This is a genomic window from Soonwooa buanensis (assembly GCF_900167905.1).
Classification (GTDB): Bacteria; Bacteroidota; Bacteroidia; order Flavobacteriales; family Weeksellaceae; genus Soonwooa; species Soonwooa buanensis.
The window spans coordinates 65858-81057 of sequence record NZ_FUYZ01000010.1; the positions used below are offsets into that span (position 1 = coordinate 65858).

Genomic DNA, 15200 nt, shown 5'->3' on the forward strand with positions numbered 1-15200 from the left:
CATGAAGTTAAAACATACTATCGTTGCGCTAATTGCGCCCTTTATGATGAATGCACAGCAAAAATTAACGCCCGAAATCTTATGGACACTTAATAAATTAGGCGTTCAAGCAGTTTCTCCAGATCAATCTTCGCTAATCTACAAAGTCAGTAAAACGGATTTGAAAACTGAAAAATCAAATTCTTCTACTTATTTTATGAATTTGCTCAATCAATCGGCAGAGAAAGTTGATTTTGGAAAACGTGCTGTCATCCAATGGGATAAAAATGGCTTGTACGCGCAAGAAGCTGATAAAATTGTATTATCAAAAGATGCAGGAAAGACTTGGTCAGAATTCTATACAATCGGAAATGATGCCGAGAATATTGTAATTTCTCCAGACGGAAAAAAAGTGGCGTTTAGCAAAGCTGTTTTAGTAGAGAATTTAATGGCGAAAGACAAATATGTTGATACGCCAAAATCTACAGGACAAATCTACACAGATCTTAACCACAGACATTGGGACGCTTGGAATGAGGGCAAATATAATCACGTCTTTGTAGTTAACACGTCCGATTCGTCCGATAAAGCAAAAGATTTATTAGAAAGCAAAAAGTTTGATTCGCCGCAGAAACCTTTTGGTGGAAGCGAAGATTTTGTTTGGAGTCCAGATTCTACAGAATTGCTTTATGTAACCAAAGCTAAAAGTGGTGCAGATTATGCGCAAAGTACCAATACAGATATTTTCGCTTACAACTTAGCATCTGGTCAAACCACCAATTTGACAGAAGGAATGATGGGTTACGATGTTGCCCCGAGTTTTAGTAATGATGGTAAAAATTTACTTTGGTTAAGTATGAAACGCGATGGTTATGAAGCTGACAAAAATGACATCATTGTTATGGATTGGAAGTCTAAAACCAAAAAAAATCTAACGGAAGCTTGGGACGAAACCGTTTCTGGTTCAACGTTTTGGAGCGCAGATTCTAAAAGCATCTACTTTACAGCGGCTTATCGCGGGACAAAACAACTCTTTGTTGTCGATGCGAAAGGTGGAAAAGTAAGTCAAGTTACGAACGGACAATTTGATGTTAACGATGTTGTTGCACAGACTAAAAATGCTTTGGTCGTTTCAAAAGTGGATATCAATCACAATGCAGATCTTTTTAATGTTGAATTAAAAAAAGGACAATTGTCACAGATTACCGATGTTAACAAAGATAACTACGCAAAATTAACTTTCGGAAAGTCTGAACTTAAAATGGTTAAAACTTCGGATGGTAAAGAGATGGGCGTTTGGTTCCATTATCCACCGAATTTTGATCCTAACAAAAAATATCCAACACTTCTATATTGTCAAGGTGGTCCGCAATCGGCGTTAACGCAATACAATTCTGTAAGATGGAATTTCGCTTTGATGGCAGCTAATGATTATATCGTTGTAGCACCTAACCGTCGCGGTATGCCAGGTTGGGGAACCAAATGGAATGAAGATATCTCTGGCGATTGGGGAGGACAACCTATTCGTGATTATCTTGCCGCAACGGATTTTGCAAAAACGCTTCCGTATGTAGATAAAGATCGTGTTGCGGCTGTTGGCGCTAGTTACGGTGGATATTCGGTGTTTATGTTGGCGGGTGTGCATGAGAATAGATTTAAAACTTTTATTGCACATGATGGCTTATTCGATATGACATCTTGGTACGGGACAACGGAAGAATTGTGGTTTGCAAACTGGGATTTGGGTGGACCTTATTGGAAAAATCCAACGCCAAAGGCTTACACAGATTTTAACCCGATTAAAAAAGTAGCTAATTGGAACAAACCAATTATGGTTATCCAAGGAGGAATTGACTTCCGTGTGCCTTATGAGCAAGGTCAAGAGGCCTTCCAAGCTGCAAAATTAAAAGGTTTGAAAACTAAATTTTTATACTTCCCGAACGAAAATCACTGGGTGCTTCATCCTCAAAATGGATTGGTATGGCAACGTGAATTTTTTGATTGGTTGAAAGAGACTCTGTGATCAAAGGAAGTTTGAAATTATGTATTAATCTTTAATTAGTATATTCAAGTACAATGGATATTTCAGAAGAAAAGAAAAATGAATATTTTAAGACGGTGAATGAGAATATTAAAACAAAAGGTTTTCATACAACTGCTGTTCTTGAAGATGTTGATTTTACGCCGTTTGCTTACTCAACTGGAATTTTTGAAAATTTTGAAATACCTGAATTAATTATTTCGGGATTAGGTCCAAATTTTTCTGGTGAGCTAATTGAGAATTATGTTGAGAAATATAAGTTTAATAAAGTTCCGATAAATACTAAAATAGAAAATTTAACAGATAGATTTCCTATTTTCTTTATCGAGGTGGAAAATGAAAATTTAGTTGAAAATGTATTAAGTTCAATTAAATTCTACGAAAATAGAGAGTATAAGTATTTGCAGTTAATATTTCCAGATTTGAACCTGTATTTTCCTACGAACCCTAATTATGATTATGACCAAAAAATATTTGGAGAGTTTAAAATATAAAACCAGCTCTTTTACTTTTTGTTAGTAAAATAGCCCCGATAGAAGCGGCATCCTTTTGTGGATGCCGTTTTGCGTTTGGGATGGTGGCATCTACAAAAGATACAGCTGATAGCGGGATAAAGCTCCTAAAAACAATTTTAAATGGATAAATCACGTTTAATAAAACTCAGTGTTGTTGGTAGCTCCCGAATTTTTTCTAAATTAGTCAACGTTTTATGAAAAGGCTTTATTTTTTTTCGAAGATTAATAAATGGATTATTTATACCATTTTGACGGCAGTTGTGATAGGGATCATTTTGTCGTCTTCGGTGATGATTAATTATCTGCGAGAAAAAGAAACTGGACGGATAAAGTCGATTGCGACGGCGATGAAGTACATGCAAGACGTGAATTTTGACTATCGTCTGAACGAGTTATCGCTGAACGTGATTAATGAAAATGAAGATATTCCGTTTATCTTGACCGATAAAAAAGGTAACCTGATCGAAAGCCGAAATATTCCTGAAGAAGTTCGAAATGATCCCGCTCGATTGAAGGCTGTGATGCGCCAAATGGAAAGTCGTTATCCGCCGTTTGAGATTCAGTTGCCCGAATTTAACAACCAATTTATTTATTACGACAATTCCGAATTATTGAATAATTTGAGGTTTTATCCTTATGTTTTGGCATTATTTATTGGTGGTTATATTGCTTTTTCGTTTTGGTTTTTGAGAACTTTGAAGAAAACTGATGAAGGTTTTGTCTGGGCTGGCTTGGCGAAAGAAACGGCACACCAAATTGGTACGCCATTGTCATCGATGATTGGTTGGGTCGAAATTATGAAAATGGAAGATGAAAATGGGATGGGCGTTAAAGAGCTGGAACAGGACGTTAATCGATTAAAAACGATTTCGGAAAGGTTTTCAAAAATTGGTTCGATACCAGATCTTAATGATTTGGACTTGACTGAAACCGTTCAGCAAAATTTTGATTATTTAAAGAAGCGAATTTCGACACGTGTTGAGTTTAGTTTGCAAAAAACTTACGAGGAAATAATGATTCCGCATAGTCGAATTTTGATGAGTTGGGTTATCGAAAACTTGGTGAAAAATGCGGTGGACGCGATGAAAGGCGAGGGCAAACTCGAAATTTTACTGTATAAAAAGAACCGTACCATCTATATCGATGTTAAAGATAATGGTTCTGGAATGACGAAAGCCCAAGCGCGAAGTGTTTTCAAACCTGGATATTCTACAAAAAAACGTGGTTGGGGATTAGGACTTTCGCTCGCAAACCGTGTCGTGAAAGAATATCACAACGGCGAAATAAAAGTCAGTCAAACCGAAATCGGAAAAGGCACAACTTTTAGAATTACTATGAAATTACCGAAAGAAACTAAAACCTTGCAAAATAAAATTTTGTGAGATTTTATTGCTCCACCGCAGGTTTTAGCGTTTAACGAAATTGTTTTAGCGGGTCTATTTAATTCTCATCATGGTTACAAGCGAGGTTGCAACATGCGATTCTTTTTGATTTTCGGAGATGCAATAGATTTCGGTGCGGACAACGCTGATGCTTTTTCCACCTTTTATGACATAGGATTTACTAAGAAGTGCGTCGCCAATTGCAGGTCTTAGATAATTAACTTTTAGTTCAACCGTTACGACATAACAATCGTCGTCATAATGTGTGACCGCCGCATAACCCGAGGAAACATCGACCAAAGACGCCATCATTGCACCGTTAAACATTCCAGCTTTGCGCGTCATGATGTCTTGTTTGGGGATTTTAATAGAGATATAATCGGTGTCCAATTCTTCCAAAGTTGCTTTGTAGAACTTTAAAGTTTCGGAATTGTTAAAACTTTTCTCGACCAATTGTCGTTTTTCGGGTGTCATAATTTTAATTTAAGTTTTCCTAATTTCTGAAAAAAAATCAAAACAAGACCAATTGTCTTTTAATGAAAAATTGTCGACCTTTGTTTGTTCAAATTTAGAACTGAAAATCTATGAAGTTGTGCATTGCCGAAAAACCAAGTGTTGCCCGAGATATCGCCAAAGTTTTGGGCGCAGATATGCCTAAACAAGGCTATTACGAAGGTAACGGCTATTGCGTAACTTGGACTTTTGGACATCTTTGTACACTAAAAGAACCACACGATTATAGTCCGCATTTCAAATCTTGGGATTTGGTTTTTTTACCGATTATTCCTCAGAATTTCGGCATTAAATTAATCCCAAATAACGGTGTTGAAAAACAATTTAAAACCATTGAAAAATTAGTTGAAGACTGCGATGAAGTCATCAACTGTGGGGATGCTGGGCAAGAAGGAGAGTTGATACAACGTTGGGTTCTACAAAAAGCAAAATGTAAAAAACCAATGAAACGTCTTTGGATTTCGTCTTTGACGGAAGATGCGATCAAAGAAGGTTTTGAAACGTTGAAACCTGCCGAAGATTATCAAAATCTTTATTTGGCGGGAAATGCGCGAGCGATTGGCGATTGGCTTTTAGGAATTAACGCGACAAGACTGTTCACAAAAAAATATGGTGGTAATAAAGCGGTTTTATCAATTGGACGTGTACAGACGCCGACTTTAGCGATGCTGGTGCAACGTCAAAAAGAGATTGATGCCTTTCAAACAGAGGAATATTGGGAGCTGAAAACCAAATACAGAGATGTTGTTTTTAATGCTGCAATTGATCGCTTAAAATCTTTGGATAAAGCTGAAAAAGGTTTAGAATATCTTAAACAACATCTGTTCGAAATTTTATCTTTTGAAATAAAAGAAGGTCGCGAAAAAAATCCTAGATTGTTTGACTTGACGGCTTTGCAGGTCGAAGCCAACAAAAAATATGGTTTTTCTGCGGAGAATACGCTTAAATATATCCAAAGTCTTTACGAGAAAAAACATACGACCTATCCGAGAGTTGACACGACTTATCTATCCGATAGTTTGTATCCCAAAATTGCAGGAATCCTTGCATCGATGAAGTTTTATACCGAATGGACAAATGTTTTGCTAAGTCAGCCAATTCCGAAGTCTAAAGCGGTTTTTGATGATTCTAAAGTGACAGATCACCACGCAATTATCCCGACCGAAATTCCGCCAACGTCAAATCTTAGCAAAGAAGAAAAGCTGATTTATGATTTGGTAGCGAAACGTTTTATCGCTGTTTTTTATCCCGAATGTAAAATTTCGAACACTTTGGTTGAAGCGCAAGTTGGGACAATTCCTTTTAAAGCATCAGGACGACAAATCCTCGAAATGGGTTGGCGCGAAGTCTATGCAAAAGACAAAAAAGACGACTCTGAAAAGAAAGAAAAAGACGAAGAACAATCGATTCCAGAATTTGTTATTGGCGAAAAAGGGGAGCACGAACCTTTAATTCATCAAGGAAAAACGAGTCCGCCAAAACCTTATACCGAAGCGACTTTGTTGCGCGCGATGGAAACTGCGGGCAAGCAAGTGGAAGATGAAGAACTTCGTGAAATGCTCAAAAACAATGGTATTGGACGACCTTCAACGCGTGCCAATATTATTGAAACTTTATTTAAAAGAAAATATATCGATCGCAAAAAAAAGAATATTTTTGCAACAACAGTCGGCATTGAGTTAATTGACACGATCGAAGATGAACTTCTGAAAAGTCCCGAATTAACTGGAGAATGGGAGTCCAAACTTCGTAAAATTGAAAAAGGGGAGTACGAGGCCAACCATTTCAAAGATGAGTTGATACAAATGGTGACAGATTTGACAAGGAAAGTTATTCATGAGAAGCCAAAAGTTATTGCGCATCAAGAAGTTGAAGTTCCAAAAGAGAAAAAAGAACGAGCGCCGCGAAAACCGACAAGCATAATTTGGGAAGATGAAGATTGTCCAAAATGCAAAAAAAGCAAACTAATGAAAGGGAAAACCGCAATTGGTTGCTCGGATTTTAAAGTTTGTGGCTTCAAAGTTGGATTTGAAGTTTTTGGAAAGAAGCTGACCGAAAAACAGATTTTTGATTTAATTAAAAAAGGAAAAACCTCGAAGCTAAAAGGTTTTACAACTCATCCTGAAAATATTGAAGAAGGTGTTTTAAGTTTTGATGAAAATTTTAGTTTAATTTTATAAACATGAAAAAGAATTTTCTTGCTTTTAGCATCATAAGTTACGTCATTAGTTTGGTGACGCCTGTGTTTTCATATATTCCGCCAGATTTTACGAGATCAGAAACATTTGGTTATCAGTATGTGGGTTTGGGTTGGATGGCATTTGAGTCAGCGCCAGATTTTGTAACATGGTTATGTAATTTTACTTTAATAATTTCTTGGATGCTTTATACTGCGAATTTTGGAAAATATTTAGCTTATTTTACAATAATTCCGATGTTGGTTTATGGTCTAGATTATATTTTAAAACTAGATTTTTATGCAATGACAGAATATCACAAAGTGCCAGTAGGTTTTCTATTTTGGTTGATTTCAGGATTGTTAAATGCTTATTATTTTTATCGAAAAAGTACAGTAGCAAAAGCTTAGTTTTAATTTAATCAAAAAAAAAAGAAGCTTATCAAACTAAGTTTAATAAGCTTCCTATAGTATCAAAATAAATAGTAATAATTCTACGTGAAGACTTTAAATATTATTGTTTAACAATTTTAAAGTTTTTAGAAGTTCCATCTTCGAATTTTACATCTACAATGTACATTCCGTTTGCGATTGATGATAGATTTACTCTGTCGTTGTTAGCTTTAATAGTCTTGGTAACAATAAGTTTAGCATCAGGAGAATAAATTGAAACACTGTTTATTTTCTTTTCAGACTTTAGGTCCAAGAAGTTTTTAACAGGATTTGGATAATATTTAAAATCAAAAGATTTAGTGTCGTTAGTTGCAAGAGATGCCTTACATTCCCCAAATACAAAAAGTCCTGTTTCGTAACCTGCACCAAACGTAGACCAAGTAGCACTGGCAACGTCATCGCGACTCACAGCAGGTTTTGAATTAATACCCGAATTATAAGAATAGGTCATCCATCTTATACCTGGATTTGTATTATCCGAATTGTCGCTAATTGATCTAAGACCAATCCAATATCTTGTACCATTGCTACCACCTGATAAAGTCAAGGGTTGTGGTAATGTAATATCTGCATAATACATTGGCGTAAAAGCATCTACAAAAATTCCAGAAATTGTCAAGTTGGTTGGTGTAATATTTTTATAGCTTGCAATTAACTGATCTGGAGCATCATTTTTATCTGAATATACAACGACATCAAAGTCAAGAGGTTTTAAAAACTGATGTTCAACAATAACTTCAGCTTTTAATTTATTCATTACAAATTCACGGTCTTTTTCTACGAAAATATCATTTGCAGCTTCAGACGTACCACGTTTGATAGATGGAGAGTCAAAAGGGCTGTTAGGCGTAACACCTGTAAAAGCGTGAGTTGTACAGTCATAATTAATAATGTCTGATGAACAAAGAAGCTCAAAAGCCATTTCTGTCGGGGTACTACGTTTTGTCCATTCACCGTTTTCTAGGAAGGCAGCTTCACCACCAACAACGGTTTCTGTTACAGCCCAAGTATCTCTTTTTGTAGAAATCCAATAAGTTTTGCCACCTGCAAGTTCTAGAGGCGTATCAAACATCACAGTAATTTCTGAGACGTAAGCAGAACCGCCACCTAATCTACTCATAACAACATTCCTAGTTAATGTCCCAGAAAATTCTTTGATAACTTGTCCAGGAAGCCCGTTGTTGTCCTCATACAAAACATAATCTAATGCACCTGCGCCATCTTCTAGGTATAGGTAAGTCGTCTTTAGACCATAGTACTTGTAATTTTGTCCAGCAGGAACTTCTACATCAACAGCAGCTTTTTCCATTGCGGCACCGCGCCAACCAGCAAATGGAGATTTTTGTTCGCACTCGTTTGGTGCTACTTTGTTAGAATTAGTTTGTGCAAGAATTGCATTACTACTAGAGCCAATAACAACTGTAGATAGTAAAACAGTTAGAAAATTGAAATTTTTCATTTTTTTTGTGGCTAAAGATAGGAATGAATACTAACCAAAGTTTATGTAATGAATGAATGTAAACAGATTGTATACACCTAGATAAATGTAAAACGCTATAAATCAGTTTTTTTAATTAAATTTATTATCTGGATATAAAGAATATTATTAATGTAAAATGTATTGTTTTTCATTAATTCTGCTAATTTTTATAAAAAAACAACAACAGTTTTTAGTCTTTATAAAAAAAATAACCCATAAAATTTTTTATGGGTTTTATAATATTCGGAAAATAATTTAAGTTCCTTTTGACAATTGCTTCTCAAAAACTATTTATGCTTGTTCTGTTTTTTATTTAAAAGAATTAAATAAACCATTGGTCCATTTGCGAATCGTCTTTAAGGTCAAATTTGTAAACCTTTCCAAAGCCAACTTGGATTTTAAAAATGTTCTCCAACGGAATTTGTAACATGTAAGCTATCATGCATCGGATAACGCCAGCATGCGCAACAATCACAATATCTTGATCATCATACATTCTTAAAGTATCAAAAAATTGACTGGTACGTTCAAACAATTTTAGTAGATTTTCTCCCTTTGGAGGTTTTTCGGTAACAAAATTTTCACCCCAAATTTTTAGTTCATGTTCTGGGATATCTTGCCAAAGCATGCCTTCCCAATCTCCAAAATTGAGTTCTAGGAGTGCTTTTTCAGTTTTAAAATTAGGATTTAAAAATTTAGCTAATTCTGTACAACGTTGACTAGGACTGCTGTATACAACATCGTAAGACTTCGGTAAAAGTCGTTTTAATTTCGCAAACTCTTTCTCTGCATTTTTCTTCAAAGGCACATCTTTTTGCCCATAACAAGTCCCTTTCGGAACATCCACTTCTGTGTGACGAATTAAATATATCGACATACTGCAACAATCGTTAATAAAATAAATACTTCCGCAAACTGCTCAACAGCACCCAAACAATCGCCTGTAAAGCCATCTATCCATTTGTTAAAATAGTATTTGGCATACATAACCAACATCATTAAAACGGGAATAATTGCGAAAAAATATAAAGAGAAAGATACTAAAAATAACAACGTTAAACAACCAAAAAAATAAGCACCAAAAACTTCCTTCCAAGTATAAGAAACTGCCAAAGGTTTACTTTTGCTGCTCGCATCTTCGCGAGAATAGGGTATAAGGAAACTTAATGTAATACCTGCAGTTCTTGCCAAGGCATGATAACAAATAAATCCAACAAAAATTAAAAACCAATCTGTATTTGCAAATTCAACAAACTTAAGAAGTGCATAAAACTTAAGAGCAAACATTAGTAAAAGTGCCACTGTACCGTAAGTTCCGAGGCGACTGTCTTTCATAATGTCAAGGATTTTGGTCTTCGTCCAGCCACCGCCAAATCCGTCAAAAACATCAGCAAATCCATCTTCGTGAAAAGCGCCTGTGGTCAAAACACCAACAACGAAAGAGAAAATAACGGCTATTTCTATTGGGAAAAATAAACTCGAAATCCAAAAAGCTAAAAATGAAATACTTCCCACCAAAATCCCTATCAACGAAAAAAATCGTGTGCATTGATTAAGTAGTTTTTCATCGTAGTTTTTGAAACTCGGAATCGGAATCCTAGTGAAAAACATTAAAGCCGTTAAAAATATATGGAATTCTCTTTTCATTGATTAAAATAACGATTTACGAATTTTGAATTTCGATTTATAAATTTATCATAAAAGATAAGGACACAATCGTAAATCAAAAATCTATTTATTGCTGACACCAGCGCTTTCAAAACTCGCCATGTCATTTAAAAAATTAACAGCAGCCTCGATCAAAGGATAGGCGAGAGCACAGCCTGTCCCTTCACCCAAACGTAAATCCAAATCTAGCAAAGCTTTTTCTTCAAAATAATCGAGTAATAATCGATGCCCAACTTCCTGACTTTGATGACAAAAAATAGCATTGTTTTTTATTTCAGGATTGATTTTGTAAGCGACTAAAAAAGCGGCACTTGCAATAAAGCCATCTACCATTAAAAGCATATTCTTTTCAAATGCAGCCAACATTGCGCCTGTAATTTGGGCAACTTCATAACCTCCAAATGTTTGCAAAACTTCTTTGGGATCAGAAATATTCCCGTGAAAATCTCTAGCTTTCGTAAGGATTTCCAGTTTTTTAGTAACGCCTTCATTATCCAAACCAGTTCCTCTACCAACACAGTTCTCCAACGAAATATCTGTCAAAGCGTTAACAATCATCGAAGCGGAAGAAGTGTTACCAATACCCATTTCGCCAAAACCGATAATATTGGTACCTTGTTTTGCAATGTCGTTGACTAAGTTTTTCGAATATTCAAAACATTGTTCTAAATCTTCGATTGACATTGCTTTATCAGACGAAAAACTCTTTGTGCCTTTTGCAATTTTATGATGAATAAGATTTTTATTTCCGTCAAAATCTCCATTAACGCCAGCATCAACAATCGATAAATTGATATTATTTTGTTTACAAAAAATATTAATTGCCGCGCCATTATTTAAAAAATTTAAAATCATTTGATAAGTCACTTCTGGCGGGTATGCGCTGACACCTTCTTGTGCAATGCCGTGATCTCCAGCGAAGACAATTAAATGGGGATTTTTAAGTTTTGGTGTTAAAGTATTTTGTGCTAAACCAATTTTTAAAGTTAAATTTTCCAATTGTCCCAAAGCACCTAAAGGCTTGGTTTTAAAATCTATTTTATGTTGAAGATCTTCTTTTAAAGACATTTTTTACGAATTGAATTATGAATTAGGAATTAATTTTACTAAAATCTAAAAACTAAAATTATTTTATCCCAATAAAAATTTCGATTTCGGCATTGTTTGGATCTTGAGCTTTTTCGCCATAGACTTCATAATCGTGAAGATAAGTTCTGTTAAGTTCTTTATCTTTTGCCCAAATTTCACCCCAAGTTTCACCAACTGCTTTATGGATTTCACCTTTTGCAACAAACTTTTCAGATTTTCGAGCAGCAAATTCTCTTCCGATCAATCCATCGGGGATGTTGTCTAAGTTCTCAACTTCACAACCAATAATTGTCGTGTATTTTCCTTTGTAATCGCTTTCATAATCGGTGTAGACTGCGTAGATATTATCAGAAATTTTGTTCGGAATTTTAGACGCAATATTTTCGCCGAAGAATTGTCCCCATAATTTTCCTAAGTCCTCGATAGCAACGCCATTTTCGTTAGAAGTTCGAGTTTCAATACCGATAATTTTTAAAGCTTTCATAACAATGTAATTTTTACAAATTTAAGCTTTATCAATCGCGTTTACCAAGCTTTTCATCATGGAATTTTTATATTTAATAAAAATAAAATAAGCTTGAATAATATATTAACATTCAAGGTTAAAATTTGCGACATTACTATTTAACATAATATTTACTCACGAAATTTAAAGAGATTTTAACAATAATTAATCATTGAATTTGGAACCAAATTTATTGTTTAGAATCATTTATAAAGTATAATATTAATTTAATACAACAGATTAACCAGGTAACATTTAATTTAAAATAATGATTTAATAGTTTAGCATAAAATTTTGATTTTTAGAATCTAAAATAGCAATCTTGTAAAATCTGATTTATTTAATATTGAAGACTATAAATTTCAATGAACATATAATAAATTTATTTTTAGAGGATTGTCACAATGTAAAGATTTAGTTTTTAAGCCTAGTTTAATAATTTTCTCAGATCTCATAGATTTTCTTGTAATTAACATTAGTAAAGTAGTTACGCCAAAACAAATGCTCCTCCTCCGCACAACTTTAAAAAATATCCTATAATTTATATTATGTTAAATTGTATTTATTTCGGAACACATTATATGATTGTAAATGCCGTATTTTAATTCTTATTATCATCTTTAACATTTAATTATGTAGTTATTGATTAGCCGATACATCAGCAAATTGTACTTATTTAATCTAAAATTAATAAATAATTTTTCGGATTGCTAAGAAAAGCCTATTTTCGGGAAACAAATATTTAATTAACCAAAACTACAAAATATGTCATATTATCCACTTTCAAGCATTCCTGATTATTACATGATGGATGAGCTTTTAAGCGACGAACACAAACTTATTAGACAATCTGTTAGAGATTGGGTTGAAAGTTTTGTCATGCCACAAATTGACAAAGCTGCTCAAGAACATCGCGATATTCCTAACTTGATGAAAGAATTAGGAAGCATCGGCGCTCTAGGTCCGTATATTCCTGAAGAATATGGTGGCGCTGGATTGGATCAAATATCTTATGGACTTATCATGCAAGAACTTGAGCGTGGCGATTCTGCAGTACGTTCTGCGGCGTCTGTGCAATCTTCATTGGTTATGTTCCCAATTAATGAATTCGGTTCTGAAGAACAAAAAAGAAAATATCTTCCAAAGTTAGCTGCTGGTGACATGATCGGTAGTTTTGGATTGACAGAGCCTAACCACGGTTCTGATCCAGGTTCTATGGAAACAACGATTAAAGATATGGGCGACCATTTCTTGTTAAACGGTGCTAAAATGTGGATTACCAATGCGCCACTTTGTGACATCGCTGTTGTTTGGGCAAAAAATGAAGCTGGTAAAGTACGTGGTGTTATTGTAGAACGTGGTATGGAAGGTTTTACAACACCAGAAACTACTGATAAATGGTCTCTACGTGCATCTAAAACTGGTGAGTTGGTGTTTGATAATGTTAAGATTCCGAAAGATAATCTTCTTCCAGGTGTTGAAGGTCTTAAAGGTCCTTTATCTTGCCTTAACTCAGCGCGTTATGGTATCTCTTGGGGTGTTATTGGTGCTGCAATCGACTGTTATTGTACAGCAGTCCAATATGCTAAAGAGCGTAAACAATTCGGAAAACCAATTGCATCTTTCCAATTGCAACAAAAGAAATTAGCTGAATATTTAACTGAAATCACAAAAGCGCAATTGCTTTGTTTACAGTTAGGAAAGCTTAAAAATGATCATAAGGCCTCTCCTGCTCAAATATCGATGGCTAAGCGTAACAACGTAAGAATGGCAATCGATATCGCTAGAGAATCTCGTCAAATCCTTGGCGGAATGGGCATTATGGGAGAATTCCCGATGATGCGTCACGCTGCAAACCTAGAGTCTGTTATCACTTATGAAGGTACACACGACATCCATTTACTAATCACTGGATTGGATATTACAGGGATCAATGCTTTTTAAATAGTTTTTTTAGGTTAAATCCTATCAATTTTAAAATTAAAACCAGTATAATAATAAAAATTATACTGGTTTTTTGTTACTTGTAAATAATGATTTTTTAATTATTTTTTGTTTTAAAATCATCGTTTTTTTTAAGAATTTTTGAAACTAATAATTAAAAATTATTAACTTTTTTTAACAAATAAATACTAAATACATCTTTTTATTAGGATATTATTTACTTATTATTAAAATATATAAAACATAGCGAATTTGATAAAAATATAAAGTATCTATTTTTCATGACTAAACATGTAAGCGTTTAGTTTTCAGTATAGTATAAAAAGTTTTGATTTTATTTAACTTTACTGAAAACTAAAAACAATCTTAATCATGAAAAAAATCTACACAGTTCTACTGATGGCGTTATTGCAGCCATTGGTAGATGCACAGGTAACTTATACCTCTGCAGATTATGCAAATGCTGGTGATCAAGCCGATTACTTCTTGGGAAATGCCTCTACTAATATTGATTTTGATCTTTCTGGTCCTAATTATCAATGGAACTTCTCAAGTATTCAAAATCAATCTAGTAAATCAGTTAGTTATGTTGATCCCAATATTACAGGATATAAGAGCTTATGGTGTTTATCGGAAGGTTACATAACAGATTGTGACACACAATTTAACGATAATTATAGTGCTGCAATACAACTTCTTGAAGCACCATATACAGCTGGCCCCAATACAGTTTTAGAAAATGTTTATGCTCATTTTAATAAAACTTCGACAGATTTTACACTCAAAATGATTGGAGTGAAGGTCGTTTCGTTTGGTACCACTTTTAACATGGTTCTCAATTATCAACAGCCCGACTTTGTATACAAATTTCCTATGAATTATAATGATGCTTACACTGAAGCTTTTTCATATAGCGGAAATGTGCAACCTCAAGGTTTCAATCTTCAGGTAAGTGGCGTTGGGACGAGAAGCAACACTGTTGATGGTTTCGGCGATCTTGTTATTGCAGATCAAACTTTTAGAAACGTTCTTAGATTAAAAACGGTATCAGAACAAGTGTTAACTACGACGCAGAATGGCACTAATCAGCAACGAAACGTTAAGCTAATTAATTATCAATGGTTTAGCCCCGATTTTAAATTCCCAGTTCTAGATGTAACCGCTGTTGAAACTAATGCTGGCATAGCACCCACCGAAATTCGCTATCTAGAAAATTCTTCAACTTTGGCCACTTCATCAACTAAAGTAAAAACAAACTTCATATATCCAAATCCATCGCAAGGAAATTTTAAAACAAATATTCCACAGACTGATATTAAAGGTATTGAGGTGTATAATCAAAATGGACAACTGGTTTCAAAATCTTTGAATTTAACGCATTTAAATAAAGGAAACTATGTGATAAAAATTAAAACTGCAACCGAAACTCTCACTCAGAAAGTCATTAAAGAATAA

Annotated in this window: 13 protein-coding genes; 7 read left to right on the plus strand and 6 right to left on the minus strand. The window is 34.4% G+C overall.

The annotated features are described in order from the left end of the window. Position 1: 1 nt before the first annotated feature. From B5X62_RS12675 to B5X62_RS12685, 3 genes are all read left to right on the plus strand, one after another. Positions 2-2002: a S9 family peptidase gene (locus tag B5X62_RS12675; RefSeq protein ID WP_079667809.1), complete on the plus strand. Its 2001-nt coding sequence runs from the start codon at positions 2-4 to the stop codon at positions 2000-2002. Between the two features lie 53 nt (positions 2003-2055). Beyond that, positions 2056-2514, plus strand: a complete 459-nt coding sequence (locus tag B5X62_RS12680; protein ID WP_221405230.1) for a DUF4262 domain-containing protein — start codon at positions 2056-2058, stop codon at positions 2512-2514. A 215-nt stretch (positions 2515-2729) separates the two neighbouring features. Beyond that, complete coding sequence (locus tag B5X62_RS12685; protein WP_079667810.1) at positions 2730-3917, plus strand: sensor histidine kinase; 1188 nt, start codon at positions 2730-2732, stop codon at positions 3915-3917. Between the two features lie 54 nt (positions 3918-3971). On the opposite strand, the gene B5X62_RS12690 is transcribed toward B5X62_RS12685, so the two are convergent. Then, positions 3972-4391: a PaaI family thioesterase gene (locus B5X62_RS12690; protein WP_079667811.1), complete on the minus strand. Its 420-nt coding sequence runs from the start codon at positions 4389-4391 to the stop codon at positions 3972-3974. Positions 4392-4501: 110 nt separating this feature from the next. On the opposite strand from B5X62_RS12690, the gene B5X62_RS12695 reads away from it, so the two are divergent. Continuing rightward, entirely contained in the window at positions 4502-6610 is a 2109-nt protein-coding gene (locus tag B5X62_RS12695) for a type IA DNA topoisomerase (RefSeq protein ID WP_079667812.1), read from the plus strand. Between the two features lie 2 nt (positions 6611-6612). Next, positions 6613-7017, plus strand: coding sequence for a hypothetical protein (locus tag B5X62_RS12700; protein WP_079667813.1), 405 nt, complete (start codon positions 6613-6615; stop codon positions 7015-7017). A 103-nt stretch (positions 7018-7120) separates the two neighbouring features. Here B5X62_RS12700 and B5X62_RS12705 read toward each other — a convergent pair whose 3' ends face one another. The 5 genes from B5X62_RS12705 to B5X62_RS12725 all read right to left on the minus strand — a co-directional run bounded on the left by B5X62_RS12705 (position 7121) and on the right by B5X62_RS12725 (position 11780). Then, on the minus strand, positions 7121-8518 hold the full coding sequence (locus tag B5X62_RS12705; RefSeq protein WP_079667814.1) for a T9SS type A sorting domain-containing protein: 1398 nt from the start codon (positions 8516-8518) through the stop codon (positions 7121-7123). Positions 8519-8861: 343 nt separating this feature from the next. Then, positions 8862-9416, minus strand: coding sequence for an alpha-ribazole phosphatase (cobC, locus tag B5X62_RS12710; protein ID WP_079667815.1), 555 nt, complete (start codon positions 9414-9416; stop codon positions 8862-8864). Beyond that, positions 9401-10186 (minus strand): adenosylcobinamide-GDP ribazoletransferase, encoded by a 786-nt coding sequence (locus B5X62_RS12715; protein WP_079667816.1) that lies wholly within the window; start codon positions 10184-10186, stop codon positions 9401-9403. Before B5X62_RS12715 ends, cobC begins: the two co-directional genes overlap by 16 nt. 84 nt (positions 10187-10270) lie before the next feature. Continuing rightward, complete coding sequence (gene cobT, locus B5X62_RS12720) at positions 10271-11275, minus strand: nicotinate-nucleotide--dimethylbenzimidazole phosphoribosyltransferase (RefSeq protein ID WP_079667817.1); 1005 nt, start codon at positions 11273-11275, stop codon at positions 10271-10273. Positions 11276-11333: 58 nt separating this feature from the next. Continuing rightward, positions 11334-11780: a GyrI-like domain-containing protein gene (locus B5X62_RS12725; protein WP_079667818.1), complete on the minus strand. Its 447-nt coding sequence runs from the start codon at positions 11778-11780 to the stop codon at positions 11334-11336. 786 nt (positions 11781-12566) lie between these two features. Here B5X62_RS12725 and B5X62_RS12730 point away from each other — a divergent pair. Next, a complete protein-coding gene (locus B5X62_RS12730) occupies positions 12567-13745 on the plus strand; it encodes an acyl-CoA dehydrogenase family protein (RefSeq protein WP_079667819.1) in 1179 nt (392 codons plus the stop codon). Positions 13746-14117: 372 nt separating this feature from the next. Beyond that, positions 14118-15200, plus strand: a complete 1083-nt coding sequence (locus B5X62_RS12735) for a T9SS type A sorting domain-containing protein (protein ID WP_079667820.1) — start codon at positions 14118-14120, stop codon at positions 15198-15200.

Coding starts and splice junctions, on each gene's coding strand:
- B5X62_RS12675 (WP_079667809.1), top strand. CDS start 2: ATGAAGTTAAAACATACTATCGTTGCGCTAATTGCGCCCTTTATGATG.
- B5X62_RS12680 (WP_221405230.1), top strand. CDS start 2,056: ATGGATATTTCAGAAGAAAAGAAAAATGAATATTTTAAGACGGTGAAT.
- B5X62_RS12685 (WP_079667810.1), top strand. CDS start 2,730: ATGAAAAGGCTTTATTTTTTTTCGAAGATTAATAAATGGATTATTTAT.
- B5X62_RS12690 (WP_079667811.1), bottom strand. CDS start 4,391: ATGACACCCGAAAAACGACAATTGGTCGAGAAAAGTTTTAACAATTCC.
- B5X62_RS12695 (WP_079667812.1), top strand. CDS start 4,502: ATGAAGTTGTGCATTGCCGAAAAACCAAGTGTTGCCCGAGATATCGCC.
- B5X62_RS12700 (WP_079667813.1), top strand. CDS start 6,613: ATGAAAAAGAATTTTCTTGCTTTTAGCATCATAAGTTACGTCATTAGT.
- B5X62_RS12705 (WP_079667814.1), bottom strand. CDS start 8,518: ATGAAAAATTTCAATTTTCTAACTGTTTTACTATCTACAGTTGTTATT.
- cobC (WP_079667815.1), bottom strand. CDS start 9,416: ATGTCGATATATTTAATTCGTCACACAGAAGTGGATGTTCCGAAAGGG.
- B5X62_RS12715 (WP_079667816.1), bottom strand. CDS start 10,186: ATGAAAAGAGAATTCCATATATTTTTAACGGCTTTAATGTTTTTCACT.
- cobT (WP_079667817.1), bottom strand. CDS start 11,275: ATGTCTTTAAAAGAAGATCTTCAACATAAAATAGATTTTAAAACCAAG.
- B5X62_RS12725 (WP_079667818.1), bottom strand. CDS start 11,780: ATGAAAGCTTTAAAAATTATCGGTATTGAAACTCGAACTTCTAACGAA.
- B5X62_RS12730 (WP_079667819.1), top strand. CDS start 12,567: ATGTCATATTATCCACTTTCAAGCATTCCTGATTATTACATGATGGAT.
- B5X62_RS12735 (WP_079667820.1), top strand. CDS start 14,118: ATGAAAAAAATCTACACAGTTCTACTGATGGCGTTATTGCAGCCATTG.